Here is a 20,103-nt window from a genome sequence, read left to right as displayed (position 1 = left end):
TACGAATATATGAGGTTAGCGGATCGCCGTACCGAGGTCTGCGCGGCGGTCGGTCATCGGCAGCACGATCACCTTGGTTCCAACATTGACCCGCGAATAGAGGTCGGTGACGTCCGCATTGGTGAGCCGCAGGCAGCCCGAGGAGACACGGGTTCCGATCGTCTCCGGCGCGTTGGTGCCGTGGATGCGGTAAATGGTGCCACCGAGATACATTGCGCGGGCGCCGAGCGGGTTACCGGGGCCACCGGCCATCTGACGCGGCAAATAGGGCTGGCGAGCGATCATTTCCGGCGGCGGCGTCCAATCCGGCCATTCCGCCTTCCTGGTGATGGTCTGGGTGCCCGACCAGGTAAAACCCTCGCGGCCGACGCCAATGCCGTAGCGCATGGCCTGGCCGTTACCGAGCACGAGATAAAGATAAGTATTCGGGGTATCGATGATGATGGTGCCCGGGGCCTCGCGGGTCGGGTAGTTGACGACCTGGCGCCTTAGGCGGGCCGGCAGGGCGGCGGCGCGGTCCTCGTCCTGGACCTGCGGCATCGACTGAACTGGCGGCGGTGCGGCCTGGGTCGGCGGCGTCATGATGAACGGGAAGATCGGCAGCGGAGCCGCCGTGGCCGAAGCGGAAAAGGCAACGGCACCAATCGCCAGCGCGCCGAAGGCGGCGGCAGCGAGACGCGAGTTCAGCTTGATGGAATTCAACATTTTCGACCCCTGTTATTTTGCGCCCTGCGCGCCGTTTTGGCGCGTCGTTGGATCGAAGGAGTACAGATCAGGCGTTTCAGGATGTTTGCACGAAACCGCCAAAATGGTTTCGTGGCTTTAAGGATTGTTTCGTGCGTGTTTCGTGCGCGTCGTTAACGGCGGGGTGTGCGGTGCGTCGGAGCGTGCGCTGGTCGAGGCGCTCGTGCAGTCGCCACGGATGCGGTCACGGACACACCCCGCGTCGATATCGTCGCGGCCGGTCGATCCGGCCTCGCTGGAAGCTGTGAGCCAAGGGCGTGCAATGGTGATGTTGTTGCGCGAAGCGTCGCGCTCACACCCAACATGGCGATGCGCCGTCGAGCTGCAACATAAACATTGCTCTCGGTGCGCATTGCTCTCGGTGCACTCGGCGCGAGCGCGACGTATGCGGCCTTGTTACGCGCGCATCCGCGGCAGGCCCGTCGCGGCGCCGCCGATCACGACGCGGCGGTCGGCCACCGCGTGGTGGAATTGATCGAGCGTCAGCCCGATCACGGAGAGATCGCCTTCCTCGATCGCGCCGTCGTCGTAGCAGTCGAGCGCCTCGCGCAAGAGATTGTCCGCGTCTGCCTGCATCGCTGCGAGCTCCTCCGCCGTCGTCGCGCCGCGTACCTTCGCAATCAGCTTGAGGAGATTGTCGCGATGGGTAATGTATTGCTCGCGCTCGTCGCGCTTGAAGTAATGACGCAGCCAGGCGCCCGCCGATCCGAGCCCGGAGAGCAGGAGGACCACACCCCAGATGTAGTCGGAGTACTTCTCCAGGAAGGTGCGCTCGGTGCCGTCGATATAGGCAGCGGCGCCCTGGTGCGCGGGCAGCGCGGCGTCCTTGTCGGTGTCGGGCTTTTCGATCTTGGCCGCGCCCGGCACCTCGCGCGCGACCTGCAGCCGCACCGCGAACAATTGCCGGACCAGCGCGCCGACGGTCGCCTCGGGCAGCGCGTGTTGCGCGATGATCAGGTGGTTGACGCTGACGGTCTCGACCTTGTCCTCGGGGCGAGCCGGCGACGACGAGAAGATGCTGCCGGCAATCTCCTCGGACTCGTAGAGCGGATGTTTCTGCGCGATAGCCTCCGAAACCTCGATCGGCAGGAACCTCGGTTCGCCACGCGCGGCGGCGGTCGCCGCGATCGCATCGGTGGTGATCTTGCTGTCGAGCGGCCCGACGCTCATGTAGGCATCGAGCGAGGGGTCACGTGCGAGATCGGCGATCCGGTCGGTGGCGAACTGGCTGACCGCGACCTTGTCCGGATTGACGCCCGACTCGGTCAGGATCACGTGGAGCAGCGTCACGTTGGCCTGCGTGCGGCCGATGACGCCGATCTTGCGGCCGGCGAGGTCGTCAATGCTCTTGATCCTCGGTCCCGCTTGCCGCTTCGCGCCCCTCGGCCTCGCGCCCGAAGCCGTCCACAGCACCACGACGTTCTTGCGCAGGATCGCAATCGACTCGGCGCTGGCGGGCAGATTGAGATCGCCGCGCGCGACCGCGAGGTCGGTCTTGTTCTCGGCGAACAGCGCGATGCTTTCGGCGGCGCCCTGGGTCGTGACCGGCGCCAGGCGAACCGAACTGCCGTCGTGGGCAAAGGCTTGGGCGAACGCCTGCACCAGCTTCACATCGTCGCTGCCGGGCGGACCGACCGCGATCCGCAACGTCACCGGACGCAGGACGTAATAGAGCGTGCCGGCGGCGACGCCGAACAGAAAGATGCCGGCCGCAAGAATCAGGAGCGACGAGTTTCGTCGCCTGAGCCTGCGGACGGTCGCGCGGCGATTTTCGCTCTGCTCTGACATCTCACTGTCACGTTACACGAAAATCAGCCAAAGCGTGGTGAAAAAGAACCTTACATTTCGATGACGTCATACGTTTGAAACATCCATGTCAGAACGTCGTGGGAGCAGAATCGCATTAACGATTTGGATCTCCTGCGATGCGCATACTCGTTGCGACCGATGCCTGGCATCCGCAAGTCAACGGCGTGGTCCGGACACTGACCTCGCTTGCGCGCAGCGCCGCGACACTCGGCGCCGACATCAACTTCTTGACGCCCGACGGCTTTCCTTCGGTCGGCATGCCGACCTATCCGGGCCTGCGCGTCGCGCTGCCGAATCGCCGCGAGATCGCGCGCAGGATCGAAGAGGCCGCGCCGGAGGCGATCCACATCGCCACCGAAGGCCCGATCGGGTGGGCCGTGCGCGGCTACTGTCGCCGCAACAAGCTCGCTTTCACGACGTCCTATACCACGCGCTTCCCGGAATACGTCTCGGTGCGCACCGGAATTCCCGACAGCGTCGGTTACGCCGTGCTGCGCCATTTCCACGCCGCGGCGTCGATGACGATGGTCGCGACCGAGTCGCTGCGGCAGGAGCTCTCCGATCGCGGCTTCCGCAGGCTCGGCTTCTGGACCCGCGGCGTCGACACGCAACTTTTCAATCCGGACGCACCGGCCTCGCTCGATCTGCCGCGGCCGATCTTCATGACGATGGGCCGCGTCGCGGTGGAGAAGAATCTCGACGCCTTCCTGTCGCTCGATCTGCCGGGATCAAAGGTCGTGGTCGGCGATGGCCCGCAGAAACCGGCGCTGCAACAGAAATATCCCGATGCGGTTTTCCTCGGCGAGAAGAAGGGCCAGGACCTGACTTCGCATCTCGCGGCCGCTGACGTCTTCGTGTTTCCGAGCCTCACCGACACCTTCGGCGTGGTGCAGCTCGAGGCGCTGGCCTGCGGCACGCCGGTCGCGGCATTCCCGGTCACCGGCCCGAAGGACGTGATCGCGGATCATCCGATCGGGGCGATTGACAGCGACCTGCGCAGCGCCTGCCTGCGCGCGCTGACGATGTCGCGTGCGACGTGCCGCAACTTCGCGCTGGAGCGTTCCTGGGAAAACAGTGCGCGCCAGTTCATCGGCAATCTGGCCGCGTTGCAGCCGAGCCGCGCGCCGCGGCCCGCCCGCCGCGTCGATCGCCGCACTGCCGTGCCGAACTAGAGCATGATCAGGAAAGTGTGTAGCGGTCTTCCGAAGAAGATCATGCTCAAACAGCGAGAGACGAGATCATGATGCGATTCGAATGATTGCATCATGATCGAGCAACCAAATCGAACGAGAGACGAGAGACCTCATCTATGGCAAATATCATGAAGCTGGACGCCAACCGCTCCCTGGACTTCGACCGCGAAACGGTCGAACAGGCCTATGACCGTTGGGCGCCGATCTACGATCTTGTATTCGGCGGCGTGTTCAGCAAGGGACGCCAGGCCGCGATCCAGGCCACCAACAAGATCGGCGGGCGCGTGCTCGAAGTCGGCGTCGGCACCGGCATCTCGCTGCCGCTCTATGGTCAGCACGTGCGCATCTTCGGCACCGACATCTCGGAAGCGATGCTAGAGAAGGCCAAGAAGCGCGTCGCCGAGCATGGCCTGAAGAATGTCGAGGGGCTCGCGGTGATGGACGCCGAGAAACTCGAATTCCCCGACAACTCGTTCGACGTAGTGATGGCGCAGTATGTCGTGACCGCGGTTCCGAATCCGGAAGCCGCGCTCGACGAATTCGCCCGCGTGGTGCGTCCGGGCGGCGAACTGATCATTCTGACCCGCGTCAGCGCGGACGCCGGCATGCGCCGCTTCATCGAGCAGAGGCTGCAGCCGGTTGTGCGTCCGCTGGGCTTCAGGACGGCCGAATTCGCCTGGTCGCGCTACACCAGGTGGCTTGCCGGGGCGCGTGGCATGGAGCTGGCGGAGCGCCGCCTGATCCCGCCGCTCGGCCACTTCTCGCTGGTCCGTTTCCGCAAGGCCGAGGTCGCCCGGGCGGCCTGAACTTTCCGGGTCTCATGATTGAGGAGGCGCCCGGCGTCGTCCGCAACCATAAGGCCTCGCTGCAGCCTCATCCTTCGAGACGCTTGTTTGCGCAGGCTCCGCAGGATGAGGGGTCCCAAGTTGCGTCACGGCGTCGCCCCGCTTTGTCACATGTCATTATGATGATGTCACACGGGCTACATCGAATCCCTGTAACCCTGTCCCGAAAGATGTTGGGGGAACCAATGATCCAGAATTTCCTGCAAGAGCTGCGTACCCAGCGTTGGGATGACCACCGCTACTATCACCACAGCCGGATCAACCAGAGCCTGCACTTCGTCAGCGCGCTGAGCTTCCTGTTCGCCTATGTCATGCTGTTCTTCGATCCTGTGGTGTCGGCGCTGGTCGGCTGGCTGGTCTCGATGACTTCGCGCCAGGCCGGTCACTTCTTCTTCGAGCCGAAGGGCTACGACCACGTCAACGAGGCGACCCACGAGCACAAGGAAGAGATCAAGGTCGGCTACAACCTGCAGCGCAAGGTGGTGCTGATGGCGATATGGGCGCTGTCGCCGATGGTGCTGTACTTCGACCCGACCCTGTTCGGCCTGTTCAAGCCGTGGGCGACGTTCGCCGACTTCACCCGCCAGGTGGCCAAGATCTGGCTCGCGGTCGGCATCGGCGGCCTGCTGTTCCGCACCGTCCACCTTTTCTTCATCCGCGACGTCGAGACGGGCCTCGTCTGGATGACCAAGATCATCACCGATCCCTTCAACGACCTGAAGCTCTATCACAAGGCGCCGCTGTTCCTGATGAAGGGCGAACTGATCGACCCCGGCCTGCATCTCGTCGGCGAACTGGAAGAGAAGCACGCCTGAGCGCGATGCGCCGATACCAGGATTATTCGTTGACTCTCGTCATGCCCGGGCTTGTCCCGGGCATCCACGTCTTGGGCACCACAGTAAAATGGCTTCACGTTGCGCGCTCGCTTTGCCTCGCCCCGCATGCGGAGAGATGCGCAGGCCGCCTCTGGCGGCCGTTCTGGAGAACGACGAAGCGAAGCTTCGGCTATGTCGCGTCGTGAGATGCTATCCGGGTGAGGGGGACTCTCCGCGAATCCGTCTGTCACTGACTTCGCGGAGAAAGCCCCTCACCGAAGCCGTCTCCCGGCAAGAGCGGGGCGAGGGAGCACATGGGCGATGGCTGGCCTCAGCGCCTGAACTTCACCGCGACCATCTCCTTCAGGATCCGCCGCTTGATGTTCTTGTTGGTCAGTCCGGGCTTGTGCCACCACCAGCCGTCGCGCCGCATCTTTTCGCAAGCGGCGACGAAGCGGTCGGCGACCTCGGCGAAGTCGGCGTCGGTGTAGTTCAGCGTGAAGATCAGGCGGCCGGTGCCGACCCAGCTCAAGGCAAGTCCCTCGGCCCGCAGGTAGTATTGCAGCATCCAGTTGTAGCGGGACGGCTCGGTGTAATGCACCATCCAGATCGACGAGAGATTGGCGACGCGGACCGGCAGGTCCTGCGCGGCGAGGCGATCGTTGAGCGACTTGGCGCGGCCGTTCCAGGTCTCGTCGAGGCCGTTGTAGATGGAACGGAAGTTCGGGCTGGCAAGCCGGCTCAGGAACTCGTCCATCGCCGTCATGACGTAGGGATGCGAGTTGAAGGTGCCGCGCGCAAAGCAGATGTCGGCGGGACGGTCGTCACGGAAGCGCCGCATCAACTCCTTGCGGCCGCAAACGACGCCGATCGGCAGGCCTCCGGCGAGGCTCTTGCCATAGGTCACCATGTCGGCCTTGACGCCGAAATATTCCTGCGCTCCGCCGGCGGCGAGGCGGAAGCCGACGAATACCTCGTCGAGAATCAGCACGATGCCGCGTTGGTTGCAAACCTCGCGCAGTTTGTTCAGCCATTCCGTGTAGGCGGCGCGGTCGTACCGGCCGGAGCGGGAGCTGTCGACCAGCGCCGAATCGCCCGGCGCGTTCGAGTTCGGATGCAGCGCCTGGAGCGGGTTTACCAGCACACAGGCGATGTCGCGGCGCGTCCGCAGCACGTGCAGCGTTTTCTCGGACATGTCGGCGAGCGTGTAGGTCTCGTGCGGCGAGACCGGATTGCCGACGCCGGGCTGCACGTCGCCCCACCAGCCGTGATAGGCGCCCGCGAAGCGCACCAGATGGCTGCGGCGAGTGTGGTAGCGGGCAAGCCGCACCGCCTGCATGACGGCCTCGGTGCCGGACATGTGGAACGAGACCTCGTCGAGCCCGGAGATCCCGCAGAGCCGCTTGACGTTGTCGGCAATGATCGGGTGGTAGGGACCGAGCACGGGCCCCAGCGCATGCGCGCGCTTCTCGGCCTCGGCAATGCACTCCTTGTAGAAATCGTTGCCGAAGATATTGACGCCGTAGGAGCCGGTCAGGTCATGGAACACGTTGCCGTCGATGTCGGTGACGGTGACGCCTTTCGAGGCCTGCATGAACGCCGAGGTGCTGAGATTCTCGCGCACCAGACGGCTGTACTGGAACGGCACGCGGTAGGCTTCGGTGAACTGCAGGTCCGAAATGCGCTCCGATACCTCGCTCGTGAGCGCCCGTCCCTTGGGGAAGCGGTCCTGGTAGATGCCGGCGAGCCGGAAGAAACCGTCCTGGCGCTGCAGCGCGACCTCGGCCGGGGCGTCGTCGGAGCGGAAGAATTCGTCGATATCGAATTCGTAATGCGGGACCAGCCGCGCCACCATCTTGGACATCTTGGAATGCCCGGTCAGCGAGCGGTGTTTTGCGCGCGACAGGGCAAGCCGGGCTTTGACTTTGGGGAAGGCTGCGGCGGCGCCGGCAAGCGCGGCGACGGACAGCGAGAGAATCGGAAGGGGCGAATCCATGACAGAAGCGCTAGCGTCACCAGCTAACAGATTCATGACAGTGAAGGGCCTGATCTCGGCATTCACGCAGCAGGAGAACCTTAATTTCCTGCTGACGAACCGGATTCCGCGGGCCGCGCTGACCCGTTTCATGGGCTGGTTCTCCAAGGTCGAGATCCCGCTGGTGCGCGACGCCTCGATCGCCTGCTGGCGGCTGTTTTCGGACCTCGATCTCACCGAGGCGAAGAAGACCGAGTTCAAGAGCCTGCATGACTGCTTTACCCGCGAGCTCAAGCCCGGCCTGCGCCCGGCCGATCCCGATCCGTCCGTGATCACGAGTCCGTCGGATGCGATCATCGGCGCGCACGGCCGGATTCAGGACGCAGAGTTGTTCCAGGTCAAGGGCGCGCCCTATTCGCTGCTCGATTTGCTCGGCGATCCCGCCCTTGTCGAGCAGCACCGGAACGGCCGCTTCGTGACGTTGCGGCTAACCTCGAGCATGTATCACCGCTTCCACGCACCCGCGGACCTCACCATCGACAAGGTCACCTTCATCCATGGCGACGTCTGGAACGTCAATCCGATCGCGCTGAAGCGGATCGAGCGGCTGTTCTGCAAGAACGAGCGCGCCGTGCTGCGCGCGAAGCTATCGGGCGGCGAGGCGCTGACGCTGGTGCCGGTCGCCGCCATCCTGGTGGCGAGCATCCGTCTGCACTTCCTCGACGTCACACTCAATGCGAAGACGAGGGGACCCGTCGACTTCGCTTGCGAGGCCCATGTGCGCAAGGGCGACGAGCTTGGCTGGTTCGAGCACGGCTCGACCATCATCGTGCTGGCGCCGGATCATTTCGAGTTCTGCGACAATGTCGCGGATGGATCGCGGATCAAATGCGGCGAGCCGCTGCTGCGAAAACCGCTCACAGCGTTTTCAAGCGAAGCGAGTGCCGGTTCGCGTGAAGAAGGTGCGTCAAAATAAAGCGTCTCGAGCTTCGGCTCCGATTCAAACCGAACCGAAACGCTGCTGACCTCGCTTTTTCCATCGGGCGTCTTTATATGTTCGGGATCGTCCGAGACAATTCCAAATCGCAAACCTGGTGCACACGAGATGGCACGGACGCCTGTTCTTGCGGCGGGAGGCATTGTGCTGCGGCGAGAGGCGCCGCCGCGCTTTGCTGTCGTGCGTCTGCGCAAGCGCAATGAATGGGTGCTGCCCAAGGGCAAGCTCGACGGGGGCGAGACGCCGCGCGCCGCCGCTGAGCGCGAGGTGCTGGAAGAGACCGGCCACGCCGTCGATGTGCACGAATTCCTTGGCACGCTGGTCTATGAGTCCGGCGGCCGCTCCAAGATCGTCCACTACTGGCGCATGGATGCCGGCGACCAACCGGTGCGGCAGTTGATGAACGACATCAAGGCGGTCGACTGGCTGCCGCTCGAGGACGCCATTGAGCGCCTGTCGCGCAGCTATGAACGTGCGTTCCTGGAAAATGTCGGCCCGATCGCGCTACAGGCCGCGGCACTCGCCATGAGCGCGCGCCATGCGCAGGCACGGGCCGTGGCCGCCGGGAAGCCGCGCAGCCGCCGTCCCGTGGCGCCGCCCGTTGTCGAGGGAACGCCGGTGGCGGAGACGCCACTGGCGGCGCAATCGGATGCCGATGCACCGGCCATGGCGCCGGACCACATCGGCGCGGGTGCGTTCGATGTCGTCGCAACGGATCAGGTCGTCGATCCGGCCGCGCCCGCGGAGCCGCCATCATGTGCCGTCGCGATCAAGCCGGTCGGCACGACGCGGGAGCATGCCGCGCGAAAGAACCTCATTCAGCGCGTGCGGGACTGGCTGCGCCGCGCGGCCTGACGCCGTCAAACCACATCATCGCTGCCTGTCCCCTGGCGGCGGCCTCGCGCCCCTCGGAGCGGGCTGCGGCCGTCGCTGCATTAAGCCGGGCCGGCCCTGCAATCCGGGCCGTTGCAGCCCGGGCGGCACTCCGCCGGGCACGGCTTGCCGAATGGCCGGTGGCCGCGGCTGGCCTTGCGGCGGAATCGTCGGCGGGATCGCGCCTTGCTGTGGAGCGACAGGCGGCCGCGCGCCGCCCGGTTGGGTGTTGCCTTGGCGCGGCGATGGTTGCGCTCCGCCCGGCTGGCCGGTCAGCGGGCGCTGTGGCGCACCCTGTTGCGGTGCACCGGCCGGTTGCTGCGCGCCTTGCCGGCCGGGTACGCCGGGTTGCTGTTGACCAGGGCGATTCGGCTGTTGCTGCTGCGGCTGGCCCGGACGGTTCGGCTGGCCCGGCTGTTGCGGCGCGTTGCGGTTCTGGCCCGGCGTTTGGTTCTGCCGCAGCTGGTTCGGCTGCACCGGCTGGCCGCGGTTCGGATAGGGCGCACCCGGATTGGTGCGACGGAAGTCCGGATTGGCGCGGCGGAAGTCGCGCTGCTCGGTGACGACCTGCCGTCCGACTGTCTGTGCGCTGTGCAACTGGCGTACAAAGCCCTGGTCGCGCGCGATTTGCTGCGGCGTGATCGTCAGCGGCACCGCGGCGAAACGCACGCCGCCGATGCCGGGACGAATCGCAAAACCGCTCGCGCCGCGAGTCAGCACTCCGAGCGAACTGCCGCTGCGGTCGCTGACCTCGATGCGCCCGACCCGTCCGTCGGCGTCGGGATAGAGTTTGATGCCGACATTGGTGCTGCTGGTGGTCGCGCCTTCCGGAACTTCGACGAGGCCGGTGGTGCCGCGAATGCCGAGCGTTGCGGTCGGCGTCGAGATCCGCATGTTGCCGGTCTTGGCGACGGAGGCGGCGACGAAGGCGACAGTCCCTTTGGCAACGTCGAACAGCGCGCTGTTCTGCCTGCCGCCCTCTTCATAGACATAACTGTCGATCTTGATCCTGGCGTTGGCCTTCAGATTGAAGGTGGTGGCATCGTTGAAGGTGATGCCGAGAGTCGAACTCGCCGCGGTGGTGACCTCGTCGTCGGAGTAGATGTCGTCACGGATCTGCAGCGTCGTCGTCGCGCTGTGGCGCGTTACCGTCGCGGAGCCGGTCAGCGTCGCAACGTTGCCGATTGGCTCTGCTGCGGCTGCCTGCGGACTCGGTGACGGCGTTGCCTGCGCAGGTACGGACGTTGCTGGTGCCGGCGTTGTCGCGGCGGGCGTCTGCGTGGGCGCGGGCTGCGCCTGTGCGAACTGCGTCGGCTCCGGCGCGGCCATGGCGTCCGCTAACCAGCCGGTCATGAAGGCCGCACACAGCAGAAATGCGAAACAAGGCCTGCGCCGCATCACCACGAAATCCTGGGGAGCACTAGACGAATGAAGCGGCACTTGAGCCGCGTCAGGCTGAATGCCGAATGAACGGGACGACCGTGTTGTCATGACAGGCCGCAACGATCAAGCGCCGCCTTGCCGACCAGCGACACGTCGTGCGTGTTCAGCTCGTCATGAGAATCCATCAGCCGCGCTTGTGAGGGATGACGAAGACAATTTCACTTGAAATGGCCGCTGCCGCCGCTGATGAGAGATGAACCCTTCACATATCATGCGATTGATGTAGTCTGCTTAGAGAGCCGCTCCCAGATGTGCCGAAGTTCTGGAGATTGACCGGCGGCGTCGCTGCCCACGGCGGGCCTGTAGTCCTCTTTATATCGTCTGAACTGCTCTTGATTTGGAATCGCCTTGCCGAGCTCACGGCACGGCGCATTGATCATTGCAAACACTTACGAATGGAGGAATTGCCATGCATTTCTGTTTCACCGGTCAATACACGCCGCGCGCTCTCAATAGCATCATGGAAAATCCGACGGTCAGCCGCTACGAGGCGGCCAAAAAGGTCGTTGAGGCAGCAGGCGGCAAATTGATTTCGATGTACAGCACGGCAGCCAATGGGCCGGGTGTCCTGATGATTATCGACGTGCCGGACCCGAACATGGCGCCCGCCATCAGCGGGGTCGTCGTGGCTGCCGGCACCCTTTCCAACGTGACGTTGACGCGCTTGTTCACACAGGACGAGATTGTGCAGGTGCGCCAGAAAGCGATCAAGGTCAGGGAGGCCTACACGCCTCCGGGCGGCTAGGAGCACGATGAGATGAGCGCAACCGCTACGCGTTTGTCGCGAGGGAAACCGCTACGGACTTCTCATGATGCTTCAGCGAAGGCGGAAGCAATCGATGGCGCCGCACGCGCTCAAAGCATGGATCGCTTGGCTGCGCTTGCAATGACGTGAGAGAGGTTCAAACGCAACGCGCCCGGCGGGGGCCGCCGCCGGGCGCGAAATTCGGGTCTGTTGGTGATGCCTAGAAAACGCCGAGGATGATGGCGCCTACGAAGGCGAGTGCGATGTACGCGGCCACAATGCTCAGCTTGCTCAGCAGAGGACTCGCGAAATCCATTGAGAAGCTCCTTTGGTTCACAACGGTACCGTTATTAACACTAAAGTTAGCAAGGGGTTCCTTGCCGTAAAAGGCAGCGCTACTGTCCATCCGCCTCCCTTCACCACGGCGCCGGTTCCGGCATATGGTTAAAGAGACGTGAAATCAATGCGTTGAAGAGTCTTTAAATAAATTCGTCGAACGTGCGCGCATGGCGCGTGGAGTTCGTTTGTATCTCGTCGGCTCCCTTGTCCTTGTTTCGCTGGCTGGATGTGGTCGCGGTCTGTTTCAGACCGCCGAACGTGAGCCGTGGCGGGCCGAGGCGGAAGCCGCATGTCTCAAGTCCGGCGCGGTCAAGGAGGGTCCCGAGCTTGTCCGCGTCGAACCGATCTCCGGTCCCGGAGTGTGCGGCGCAGAATTCCCACTCAAGGTTGCAGCGATCGGGGAAGGCAACGAGATCTACGGATTTGCCGACACCGATCTGCGTCCGCCGGCCCCGATCGGAAATCAGCCGCGCTGGCCGATCAATCAGCAGCCAAATCCGCCACCGGCGCAGGCACCTTATTCCGGTCAAGCGGCGGGTCAGCAGAGCTACGGCGCGCGGCCGAACGGGCCGATCTCGCTGGCCCCGCCGGGTGTCGCGACGCAGGAGGATGAGATCGACCTGCCGGCCGACGGCGTACCGGGGCCGAAAGACGGCTCGTCCTACTATCCGGGGCTGCCAGGCACGTCGCCCCGCGACCGCGCCGCAGCGCCTTATTCACCCGCGCCGTATTCGCAGCCGCAGCAGCCCGGGGCGGCGCCCCTGCCGCGGCTTGGCCCGTCGAACGGCAATCCGGTGATGACGGTTGGCCCGGTCGCGGTGAAACCGACTGCAACGCTGGCCTGCCCGATCGTCTCGGCGCTCGAACGCTGGCTCGCGGATTCCGTGCAGCCAGCGGCGCAGCGCTGGTTTGGCGCGCGCGTGGTCGAGATCAGGCAGATCTCCGCCTATTCCTGCCGCGGCATGAACGGCAATCCGCATGCGCATATCTCCGAGCATGCCTTTGGCAATGCACTCGATATTGCCGCCTTCACGCTCGCCGACGGCCGGCGCATCACCGTGAAGCAGGGCTGGAGGGGCATGCCGGAGGAGCAAGGTTTCCTGCGCGATATTCAGGGCGCCGCCTGCCAGCAGTTCAACACCGTGCTGGCGCCGGGCTCCAACGTCTACCATTATGACCACATCCACGTAGACCTGATGCGGCGTGCCAGCCGCCGTGTCATTTGCCAGCCCGCCGCCGTCTCTGGCGAGGAAGTCGCCGGGCGGGCCTCCGCGCGCAACCCCTATGCATCGCGCGAGCCTTATGTCACAGGTTCGCTTGGCGGCGGGAGGCCGTCCGGTCCGCGGCGCAAGGCCGGGGTCGACGAAGAGGACGAGTTCGAGGACGAATAGGGCGCGGGGCGCTGGCGTGGATTGTGCGCGTCACGTACAAACCGTGGCCATTTTCTACGCCTATATTGGTTGGACCCGGCTGCCCGGCTGATTTGCAAGGGGATGCTATTGCAGGACTTGCCTATAATTCTCGTGATCGAAGACGACCGCGATCTCCAGTCCATGGTGGAGGATGCCTTGAGGGATGGCGGTTATGAGCCGGCGATCGCGGGCTCCGGCGAGGAGGCACTGACGCTGCTGAAGGCCTTTCAGACCAAATACAGCGCGCTGGTGGTCGACATCCGCCTGCTCGGTCGGCTCGACGGCTGGCGGGTGGCGCGTGGCGCGCGCGAGGTCGATCCGTCGTTCCCGGTGGTCTACATCACGGGCGGCGGTGGCAATGAGTGGCCGACCAGGGGCGTGCCGAACAGCGTGCTGCTGCAGAAGCCGTTCTCGCCGGATCAACTGGTCGAGGCGGTGTCCGAGGTCCTCAAGGCTGCGCCGCGGGCATAAGCGGTTTGCGCGATCTATCATTCCGCAACGGGCTCGCGAGGGGATCAAGCCATGGAGCGCCTCTCACGATCTGTGGCGGCGTCCATTGAGCGTCCAGCTACTGAACGAATTTGCCAATGTCGCCGACCGGAAGCTCGGCGATGATTGAACCGGAAGCGAGTATGCGTAGAGCAAACTCGGATTGTAGTTCGATGCGATTTGGCTGCGCACGCTCAAGGGCACGCCGCAGCCCTTTCGATCGTCCGGGATCGTCGACCTTTCATTCCATGACGCGCTGATCGTTGCATCTGCGACCGAGGCCGACTGTGCCCTCTTCTAATCGCGAGAACATGCAGCGTTGCCGCGTGTTCGATCGAAGGACCGCGGTGAGCAACCCGATTGAATGATCCTCGCTCTTGTTACTTTCAGTAGCCTATCTCTCGAGACGCCGGTGCAGACTGTTACGCGAACTGTCCTGCGCCGAACCTCGGCTGCCATCGGCATTGATTTTGTGATGATGGGATTTGAATTTGTGATGTGACGAACCGAGCATGCCCGACTAGCCTTCCGACAAAAATGGACGGTTAAGGAATCGAATGCCAAACGCAGCAGTCGCGACACGTGCTTCGCAATCGAAGGGCAGCACAACACCACAGCAGGTAGATGTCGCGGTCGTGGGTGCCGGCTTTGCTGGCCTCTATCTGCTGTACCGGCTGCGCAAGGCCGGCTTTGCGGTCGTTGTGCTCGACGAGGCCGGCGACGTTGGCGGCACCTGGTACTGGAACCGTTATCCCGGCGCGCGCTGCGACATCCAGACCATCGACTACAGCTATTCGTTCGATCCCGAGCTCGAAACGGCTTGGACCTGGTCGGAGAAATACGCGACCCAGCCGGAAATCCTGCGCTATCTCGGCTTCGTCGCCGACCGTTACGATCTCCGCCGCGACATCCGGTTTGGCACCAATGTGAAGGCTGCGATATGGGATGATGCGAGCGAGCGTTGGCAGCTTGCGACCGAGAACGGCGCGCCAGTGTCCTGCCGTTACTACATCATGGCGACCGGCTGCGTGTCGGCGCCGAATCTGCCGGAGATCGACGGCGCCAAGGACTTCAAAGGAAAGATCTACTTCACCGGCCGCTGGCCGCATGAGGGCGTCGACTTCAAGGGAAAGCGCGTCGCCGTGGTCGGCACGGGATCGTCGGGCATCCAGTCCATCCCGCTGATCGCTGATCAGGCCGCGCAGCTCACCGTGTTCCAGCGCACGCCCAATTTCGCGCTGCCCGCTCATAACGGTCCGGTACCGGAGGATCGCAGGGCGTTCTTCGAACGCGACCGCGCCGCTTATCGCGAACAGGCGCGCTGGTCGACGGGGGGCGTGCCGTATCCGCAGACGACGGTGGTGAGCTGGCAGCTGAGCGACGCCGAGCGCCGCGAGCGTTTCGAGAAGGCGTGGGCCGCCGGCGACCTCATTCACATCCTGAGCCAGCTCTGGGCCGACCAGGCCGTCGACGTCGACGGCAATGCGCTGGTCTGCGAGCTGGTCCGCGAGAAGATCCGCGGCATCGTGAAGGACCCCGACACCGCTGCGGCGCTGACCCCGTACGATCATCCGTTCGGAGCCAAGCGTCCCTGTCTCGATACGGATTACTATGCGACCTACAACCGTCCCAACGTCAGCCTGGTGAACCTGCGCCAGGAGCCGATCAAGGCGATCACCGAGACCGGCATCATTACGGACAAGCGCAGCGTCGACGTCGACGTGATCGTGTTCGCCACCGGCTTCGACGCGATGACCGGCGCGATCCTGGCGGTGCATCCGATCGCGGGGCGCGGGGGCAAATCGCTGTCCAGCGTCTGGGCGAATGGACCGCAGACCTATCTTGGGCTCACGGTCGCGGGCTTCCCCAATTTGTTCTTGATCACCGGTCCCGGCAGTCCGTCTGTGCTGTCGAATATGGTCGTCTCGATCGAGCAACATGTCGACTGGGTGGTCGACCAGTTGGCTGCATCGCGCGACGCGGGCTTCACGACCATGGAAGCGACCGAAGCGGCGCAGGCGGGCTGGGGGCGCCACATGGCCGACTGCGCGATGTTGACGCTGCATCGGTTCGCCAACAGCTGGTACACGGGCGGCAATGTTTCCGGCAAGCCGCGAGGCGTGATGCCCTATACCGGCGGTGTCGGCCATTACCGCGGCATCTGCAACGAGGTGGTGAGCCGTGGCATGCTCGGCTTCAATCTCACGGGTCCCAACGTCGCCGCACAATGCAATGACGGCCAAATCGTCCGCCTGCAGCCGGATGTGCGTCTGGTGTCGAACATGCTCGCCGGGTTGAAGCCGCCGCCCGTCGAGACGTTGGGCGCGCAGGGGGCGCGTGCCTTCCTCAACCAGCTCAACAAGAGCCGCCCCGCGGGCCGTCCGGTCGGTGAGGTCTGCGGCGGCATGCTGCAGGGGGCCGCCGGTCCGTTACCGTACATGCTCTATCGGCCGGCGACGCCGGGACCGCATCCGATCGTGGTCTACTTCCACGGCGGCGGCTGGGTGTTCGGCGACGAACAGTCCGATGATCCGTTCTGCCGGGACATCTGCCGCCGCGCCGACATGATCATCATCAGCGTCGGCTACCGCCATGCGCCCGAGCATCGCTTCCCGGCGGCCGCGGAGGACGGCTATGCGGCGACGCGGTGGATCTCCGAACACGCAACCGAACTCGGCGGCAGAGCAGGACCGGTGCTGGTCGCCGGCTGGAGCGCCGGCGGCAATGTCGCGGCCGTCACCTGTCAGCTCGCTCGCGATCGCGGCGGGCCGGCCATCGCAGGTCAGTTGCTGGTCACCCCAGTGACCGACTGCACTTTTGACCGTCCATCGTATGTGGAGAATGCGACGGACTACTTCGTGACACGCGGGCAGGTGTACTGGTTCTGGGACCTGTACTGTTCGCCCGCCGATCGCACCGATCCGCGCGCCTCACCGCTGCGTGGCAAGCTCGAAGGCCTGCCGCCGGCGTTCGTGGCGACCTGTGAATTCGATCCGCTGCGCGACGAGGGGATTGCCTATGGCGATGCGCTGGCAAAAGCCGGCGTGCCGGTCGAGCAGCTCAAGGCGCCCGGTCACTTGCATATGTCCTTCACTATGGTCGACGTCATCATCACCGGCGTCAGCGGCCGCGTAAAGATGGCGCGGGCGCTGCGGCGCTTCGCGGGACTGCCCGAGGACGTGGAGCAGGCCCAGCCCACGCGCAATGTTCTGCTGTCGGAGGCGAATGCGGCAGCAAAGTAACGCAGGACTCTGCGCCCTCTATCGCGCTTGCGGGCAGGGCGCAGCGTCGCCTGTTCCATGGTAAGCGACGGCAATACGCAGAACCGGCCTTTGCCGCTCGACTGTAGGTATACTCTTTCACGATTGATCGCGTTATGAGCTGCTTCACAGGAGCGGCTTCGTGGTCATGTCTTGTTGACGCTAGAGTATGATCTTCCCGCAAACGCCACGCGTTTGTCACAAGGGAAAACCGCCACACGTTTTCCCGGATCAGCTCTAGCCCAGCTCGAATGTCGTGACGCCGAAGATACGATGCACCTGCAACTGCGGAATCGCGCCGGTGTACATGCGCGCGGTCTCGAACACCGGCGAGAGACCGAGGTCTTGCGCGAGCGCAACCGCGTCGCGGTTGATGGAAGGAACATCGAGGAACGTTTCGCCGCTGCCCACACTTGCCAGCAATGCCGACAGAACGGCTTCGGCCGCGGGGCGGTCGTCGGCGACCAGCGGGCCGATCTTGCGGCCGCTCCGGCATGGCCGGATCACGCCCCAACCGGCGAGCCGGCCGTCACGCAGCAGCGCTCGTCCGGTATGCCCTTGAGCGCTGACCCACGCGCGCAGAAATGCCGGCCGCGGCGCGGGAAACACCGTCGCGTCGTCAGCCTCGATAACTGCCATCGGGATGTCGGTGAGTGCGGCGATGCCGGGCTTGGTCGCATCCGGCGCAGAGAGCCAGCCGCCATAGCGCACATTGGCGTAGGCGAGCTTGAATCCGGACTTCCGGTAATTTTCCTGCTGCGCCACCACGCCATCGAGCCCGACCACGCGCCGATGCGCATGCGCGATCGCTGCGTTCCAGATTTGCAGGCCATAGCCGCGACCGCGCAAATCCGGGCATACGATGTAGAAGCCGAGAAAGGCGAACCGCGAACCGTAGTTGATGCAGGATATGACTGCGGAAGCGGCGCCGGCGCGTTCGCCGATCAAGAAGCCATTTGGGTCTTCAGCGGCGAAGCAGGCGGCGTCCGCAAGCCCCGGATTCCAACCTTCGGCTGCGGCCCAATCCACCGCGAGTGGGATCTCGTCGGGCCGCATCGGGCGGATGATGAGGTCGGTCATGACGGTCAGCCGTGTCAGTCGCACATGCGCCGAGCGTAGCGCTGGAGGTCAGGACGTTCCAGTCGGCCGCAGGTCGCCGTCGCCGCGATCTGATCGGCCGTCCTTCCAAAGCCAGCCGGACAGCGCGGTCGCGCCGGCAGCGCCAAGCAGCTGGGCTGCAATGAACGCGCCGACCCCGCTTGGCGCGATGCCGGCAAACGTGTCGGAGAGGGCACGCGCTATCGTCACCGCGGGATTGGCGAACGAGGTTGATGCGGTGAACCAATAGGCCGACGTAATGTAGAGCCCAACAGCGTAGGGAACCGCGGCCGGATTTCGTGCGATGCATCCGAAGATCGTCAGCAGCAAGCCTGACGTCGCGATGCATTCCGCAAGCCATTGACCGCTGCCCGTGCGCTGCGTGAGCGAAATTTGCCACATCGGAAGTTCGAACATCAGATGCGCAAGCCATACGCCGGCAATGGCGCCGACGATCTGCGCGACAATGTAGGCGCACGCCGTGGTCCAGCGCGATTCACCGCGACAGGCAAATGCCAGCGTGACCGCAGGGTTGAAATGGGCACCCGAAATCGGTCCGAAGATCAGGATGAGGACAGTGAGAATGGCGCCGGTCGGTATTGTGTTGCAGAGCAGCGCGAGTGCGACGTTTCCGCCAGCCAGCTTGTGCGCCATGATTCCGGAGCCGACGACGGCGGCAAGAAGGAATGTCGTGCCAAGCCATTCCGCGACGATCCGCCGGTCCGCCGACGGCATCAGTGCGCCTGAGTGTTCGAAGCAACGATCCGCTCGCCGTCTTCCTTGACGAAGTCGCCGCGCTGCGGCGGGAGCAGTTCGACGACCTGTTCCGATGGTCGGCACAGACGCACCCCGCGCGGCGTCACGACGATCGGCCGGTTGATCAGGATCGGGTGCGCCATCATGGCATCCAGGAGATCTTCATCCGTCAGGTCCGGATTTTCAAGTCGCAGCTCCTGATACGGCGTACCCTTCTCGCGCAGCAACGCACGCACCGAAATTCTCATCCGCTCGATCAATTGCCGAAGCAATGTGCGCGATGGCGGCGTCTTCAGATATTCGATGACATGCGGCTCGATGCCGGCATTGCGGATCAGTCCGAGCGTGTTGCGCGACGTACCGCAATCCGGATTGTGATAGATGATGACGTCCATTGCTCGCGTCCGTCAGCAGCAGGCCGAGGTCTTCACGTCAGGTTCGGCCTCGAGCTTCGGTGCGCAGCAGGCGCTCTGCTTCTCGTGCGCAACGCGCGCGCGGTTTTCGCCGCTACCGTCGCCATAGGTCGTGCTTTCGCCGGTGGTGTGGAACGTTTCCCAGGCGATGCCCGCGGGATCCTCGATCCAGGATTTTTCCGACTTGGCGTAGCAGCAGGCCGTAGCACCCTGCTCAATGATGTCGCCACCCGCCTGGCGCAGCCGCGCATAGACCTCGTGCAGTTCCCCGGTGTTCTCGACCTGGATGCCGAGATGGTCGAGGCCGGGCTCGCGGCCGCGAGTCGAGATCGCGAAATTGACCCGCGGATCTTCGAGCATCCATTTCGCGTAGTCTGGCTTCAGCACGGATGGCTGCGCCGCGAACAGCGCCGAATAGAATCCGACCGATTTCGTAATGTCCTCGACCGAGACGTGAACGTGGAGGCGCTTCATGGCATGTCCTTTCAGGCTGGCAGCTTTGCGCGCTTGCGCGCGGGCTTGCATCCGACAGTGGCCGTGCAGGGCGCACCGCCGCAGCAGTTCTCGGTCAGGAAGCCGAGCAGGGCGTTCATCGTTTCGAACTGCGCCGTGTAGATCATCGAACGGCCATCTCTTCGCACGGTGACAAGACCGGCCGCACGCAACCGGTCGAAGTGGAAGGTCAGCGTGTTGGGCGCGACGTCCAGCGCCTCGGCCACGGCACCGGCCGGCATCCCGTCGGGACCGGCCTGCACGAGCAGCCGGAACACATCGAGCCGATTGTCCTGGGCGAGCGCGCCCAGCGCCGCAACGGCCTCCGTTTTTTCCATAATTCAACGAATATTGAAATATGGAGAAAAGTCAAGCGCGAGGGAGCAGGGCTACCGCATCGCGCCG

At 64.3% G+C, this 20,103-nt stretch carries 17 protein-coding genes and 1 pseudogene; 9 read left to right on the top strand and 9 right to left on the bottom strand.

Annotated features, from left to right (window positions below):
- Positions 1-15: 15 nt before the first annotated feature.
- Together JQ553_RS28610 and JQ553_RS28605 are read right to left on the bottom strand one after the other, a co-directional pair.
- Positions 16-705, bottom strand: a complete 690-nt coding sequence (locus tag JQ553_RS28610) for a L,D-transpeptidase (RefSeq protein WP_212503387.1) — start codon at positions 703-705, stop codon at positions 16-18.
- 435 nt (positions 706-1,140) lie between these two features.
- Complete coding sequence (locus JQ553_RS28605; protein ID WP_212503386.1) at positions 1,141-2,532, bottom strand: TAXI family TRAP transporter solute-binding subunit; 1,392 nt, start codon at positions 2,530-2,532, stop codon at positions 1,141-1,143.
- A gap of 137 nt (positions 2,533-2,669) precedes the next feature.
- On the opposite strand from JQ553_RS28605, the gene JQ553_RS28600 reads away from it, so the two are divergent.
- The 3 genes from JQ553_RS28600 to JQ553_RS28590 all read left to right on the top strand — a co-directional run bounded on the left by JQ553_RS28600 (position 2,670) and on the right by JQ553_RS28590 (position 5,406).
- Entirely contained in the window at positions 2,670-3,725 is a 1,056-nt protein-coding gene (locus JQ553_RS28600; protein WP_212503385.1) for a glycosyltransferase family 1 protein, read from the top strand.
- Between the two features lie 137 nt (positions 3,726-3,862).
- Positions 3,863-4,552 carry a class I SAM-dependent methyltransferase gene (locus JQ553_RS28595; protein WP_212503384.1) on the top strand — a complete coding sequence of 230 codons (690 nt, stop codon included), beginning with the start codon at positions 3,863-3,865 and terminating at the stop codon, positions 4,550-4,552.
- 224 nt (positions 4,553-4,776) lie between these two features.
- Positions 4,777-5,406, top strand: a complete 630-nt coding sequence (locus JQ553_RS28590; protein WP_212503383.1) for a hypothetical protein — start codon at positions 4,777-4,779, stop codon at positions 5,404-5,406.
- Positions 5,407-5,737: 331 nt separating this feature from the next.
- Here the strand turns inward: JQ553_RS28590 and JQ553_RS28585 are convergent, their stop codons facing one another.
- On the bottom strand, positions 5,738-7,402 hold the full coding sequence (locus tag JQ553_RS28585; protein ID WP_212503382.1) for an aminotransferase class III-fold pyridoxal phosphate-dependent enzyme: 1,665 nt from the start codon (positions 7,400-7,402) through the stop codon (positions 5,738-5,740).
- A 34-nt stretch (positions 7,403-7,436) separates the two neighbouring features.
- Between JQ553_RS28585 and asd the strand changes: the two genes are divergently transcribed.
- The gene (asd, locus tag JQ553_RS28580) at positions 7,437-8,357 is read left to right on the top strand and encodes an archaetidylserine decarboxylase (RefSeq protein WP_212503454.1); all 921 of its coding nucleotides are present in this window, start codon (positions 7,437-7,439) and stop codon (positions 8,355-8,357) included.
- 129 nt (positions 8,358-8,486) lie between these two features.
- Positions 8,487-8,933: pseudogene (locus tag JQ553_RS35150) on the top strand (NUDIX hydrolase); the annotation flags it as partial.
- A 315-nt stretch (positions 8,934-9,248) separates the two neighbouring features.
- Here JQ553_RS35150 and JQ553_RS28570 read toward each other — a convergent pair.
- The gene (locus tag JQ553_RS28570) at positions 9,249-10,604 is read right to left on the bottom strand and encodes a FecR domain-containing protein (protein ID WP_212503380.1); all 1,356 of its coding nucleotides are present in this window, start codon (positions 10,602-10,604) and stop codon (positions 9,249-9,251) included.
- A gap of 499 nt (positions 10,605-11,103) precedes the next feature.
- Between JQ553_RS28570 and JQ553_RS28565 the strand changes: the two genes are divergently transcribed.
- The 4 genes from JQ553_RS28565 (at position 11,104) to JQ553_RS28550 (ending at position 16,921) form a co-directional block, all read left to right on the top strand.
- Positions 11,104-11,439: a GYD domain-containing protein gene (locus JQ553_RS28565; protein WP_212503379.1), complete on the top strand. Its 336-nt coding sequence runs from the start codon at positions 11,104-11,106 to the stop codon at positions 11,437-11,439.
- 506 nt (positions 11,440-11,945) lie between these two features.
- Positions 11,946-13,169, top strand: a complete 1,224-nt coding sequence (locus JQ553_RS28560; RefSeq protein WP_212503378.1) for an extensin family protein — start codon at positions 11,946-11,948, stop codon at positions 13,167-13,169.
- A gap of 108 nt (positions 13,170-13,277) precedes the next feature.
- The gene (locus JQ553_RS28555; RefSeq protein ID WP_212503377.1) at positions 13,278-13,661 is read left to right on the top strand and encodes a response regulator; all 384 of its coding nucleotides are present in this window, start codon (positions 13,278-13,280) and stop codon (positions 13,659-13,661) included.
- A 575-nt stretch (positions 13,662-14,236) separates the two neighbouring features.
- On the top strand, positions 14,237-16,921 hold the full coding sequence (locus tag JQ553_RS28550) for an alpha/beta hydrolase fold domain-containing protein (RefSeq protein ID WP_212503376.1): 2,685 nt from the start codon (positions 14,237-14,239) through the stop codon (positions 16,919-16,921).
- 255 nt (positions 16,922-17,176) lie between these two features.
- On the opposite strand, the gene JQ553_RS28545 is transcribed toward JQ553_RS28550, so the two are convergent.
- The 5 genes from JQ553_RS28545 to JQ553_RS28525 are packed head-to-tail and all read right to left on the bottom strand — an operon-like array spanning position 17,177 to position 20,036.
- The gene (locus JQ553_RS28545; RefSeq protein ID WP_212503375.1) at positions 17,177-18,019 is read right to left on the bottom strand and encodes a GNAT family N-acetyltransferase; all 843 of its coding nucleotides are present in this window, start codon (positions 18,017-18,019) and stop codon (positions 17,177-17,179) included.
- 48 nt (positions 18,020-18,067) lie between these two features.
- Positions 18,068-18,772 carry an MIP/aquaporin family protein gene (locus tag JQ553_RS28540; protein ID WP_212503374.1) on the bottom strand — a complete coding sequence of 235 codons (705 nt, stop codon included), beginning with the start codon at positions 18,770-18,772 and terminating at the stop codon, positions 18,068-18,070.
- The gene (gene arsC, locus JQ553_RS28535) at positions 18,772-19,188 is read right to left on the bottom strand and encodes an arsenate reductase (glutaredoxin) (RefSeq protein ID WP_212503373.1); all 417 of its coding nucleotides are present in this window, start codon (positions 19,186-19,188) and stop codon (positions 18,772-18,774) included. Before arsC ends, JQ553_RS28540 begins: the two co-directional genes overlap by 1 nt.
- A 12-nt stretch (positions 19,189-19,200) precedes the next feature.
- On the bottom strand, positions 19,201-19,680 hold the full coding sequence (locus JQ553_RS28530) for an ArsI/CadI family heavy metal resistance metalloenzyme (protein WP_212503372.1): 480 nt from the start codon (positions 19,678-19,680) through the stop codon (positions 19,201-19,203).
- Positions 19,681-19,691: 11 nt separating this feature from the next.
- Entirely contained in the window at positions 19,692-20,036 is a 345-nt protein-coding gene (locus tag JQ553_RS28525) for a helix-turn-helix transcriptional regulator (RefSeq protein ID WP_212503371.1), read from the bottom strand.
- Positions 20,037-20,103: the final 67 nt, after the last annotated feature.

The organism is Bradyrhizobium lablabi, from assembly GCF_018131005.1.
Classification (GTDB): domain Bacteria; phylum Pseudomonadota; class Alphaproteobacteria; order Rhizobiales; family Xanthobacteraceae; genus Bradyrhizobium; species Bradyrhizobium lablabi_D.
The sequence above is the reverse complement of the archived record's forward strand: the minus strand, read 5'-3'. Positions and strand labels throughout refer to the sequence as shown.

What these genes read in the sequence shown, in the direction of transcription:
- JQ553_RS28595 (WP_212503384.1), top strand. Translation starts at nt 3,863, where the DNA reads ATGGCAAATATCATGAAGCTGGACGCCAACCGCTCCCTGGACTTCGAC.
- JQ553_RS28545 (WP_212503375.1), bottom strand. Translation starts at nt 18,019, where the DNA reads ATGACCGACCTCATCATCCGCCCGATGCGGCCCGACGAGATCCCACTC.
- JQ553_RS28550 (WP_212503376.1), top strand. Translation starts at nt 14,237, where the DNA reads ATGCCAAACGCAGCAGTCGCGACACGTGCTTCGCAATCGAAGGGCAGC.
- JQ553_RS28540 (WP_212503374.1), bottom strand. Translation starts at nt 18,772, where the DNA reads ATGCCGTCGGCGGACCGGCGGATCGTCGCGGAATGGCTTGGCACGACA.
- JQ553_RS28570 (WP_212503380.1), bottom strand. Translation starts at nt 10,604, where the DNA reads ATGACCGGCTGGTTAGCGGACGCCATGGCCGCGCCGGAGCCGACGCAG.
- JQ553_RS28585 (WP_212503382.1), bottom strand. Translation starts at nt 7,402, where the DNA reads ATGGATTCGCCCCTTCCGATTCTCTCGCTGTCCGTCGCCGCGCTTGCC.
- JQ553_RS28600 (WP_212503385.1), top strand. Translation starts at nt 2,670, where the DNA reads ATGCGCATACTCGTTGCGACCGATGCCTGGCATCCGCAAGTCAACGGC.
- JQ553_RS28610 (WP_212503387.1), bottom strand. Translation starts at nt 705, where the DNA reads ATGTTGAATTCCATCAAGCTGAACTCGCGTCTCGCTGCCGCCGCCTTC.
- JQ553_RS28565 (WP_212503379.1), top strand. Translation starts at nt 11,104, where the DNA reads ATGCATTTCTGTTTCACCGGTCAATACACGCCGCGCGCTCTCAATAGC.
- JQ553_RS28530 (WP_212503372.1), bottom strand. Translation starts at nt 19,680, where the DNA reads ATGAAGCGCCTCCACGTTCACGTCTCGGTCGAGGACATTACGAAATCG.
- asd (WP_212503454.1), top strand. Translation starts at nt 7,437, where the DNA reads ATGACAGTGAAGGGCCTGATCTCGGCATTCACGCAGCAGGAGAACCTT.
- JQ553_RS28590 (WP_212503383.1), top strand. Translation starts at nt 4,777, where the DNA reads ATGATCCAGAATTTCCTGCAAGAGCTGCGTACCCAGCGTTGGGATGAC.
- JQ553_RS28605 (WP_212503386.1), bottom strand. Translation starts at nt 2,532, where the DNA reads ATGTCAGAGCAGAGCGAAAATCGCCGCGCGACCGTCCGCAGGCTCAGG.
- arsC (WP_212503373.1), bottom strand. Translation starts at nt 19,188, where the DNA reads ATGGACGTCATCATCTATCACAATCCGGATTGCGGTACGTCGCGCAAC.
- JQ553_RS28525 (WP_212503371.1), bottom strand. Translation starts at nt 20,036, where the DNA reads ATGGAAAAAACGGAGGCCGTTGCGGCGCTGGGCGCGCTCGCCCAGGAC.
- JQ553_RS28560 (WP_212503378.1), top strand. Translation starts at nt 11,946, where the DNA reads ATGGCGCGTGGAGTTCGTTTGTATCTCGTCGGCTCCCTTGTCCTTGTT.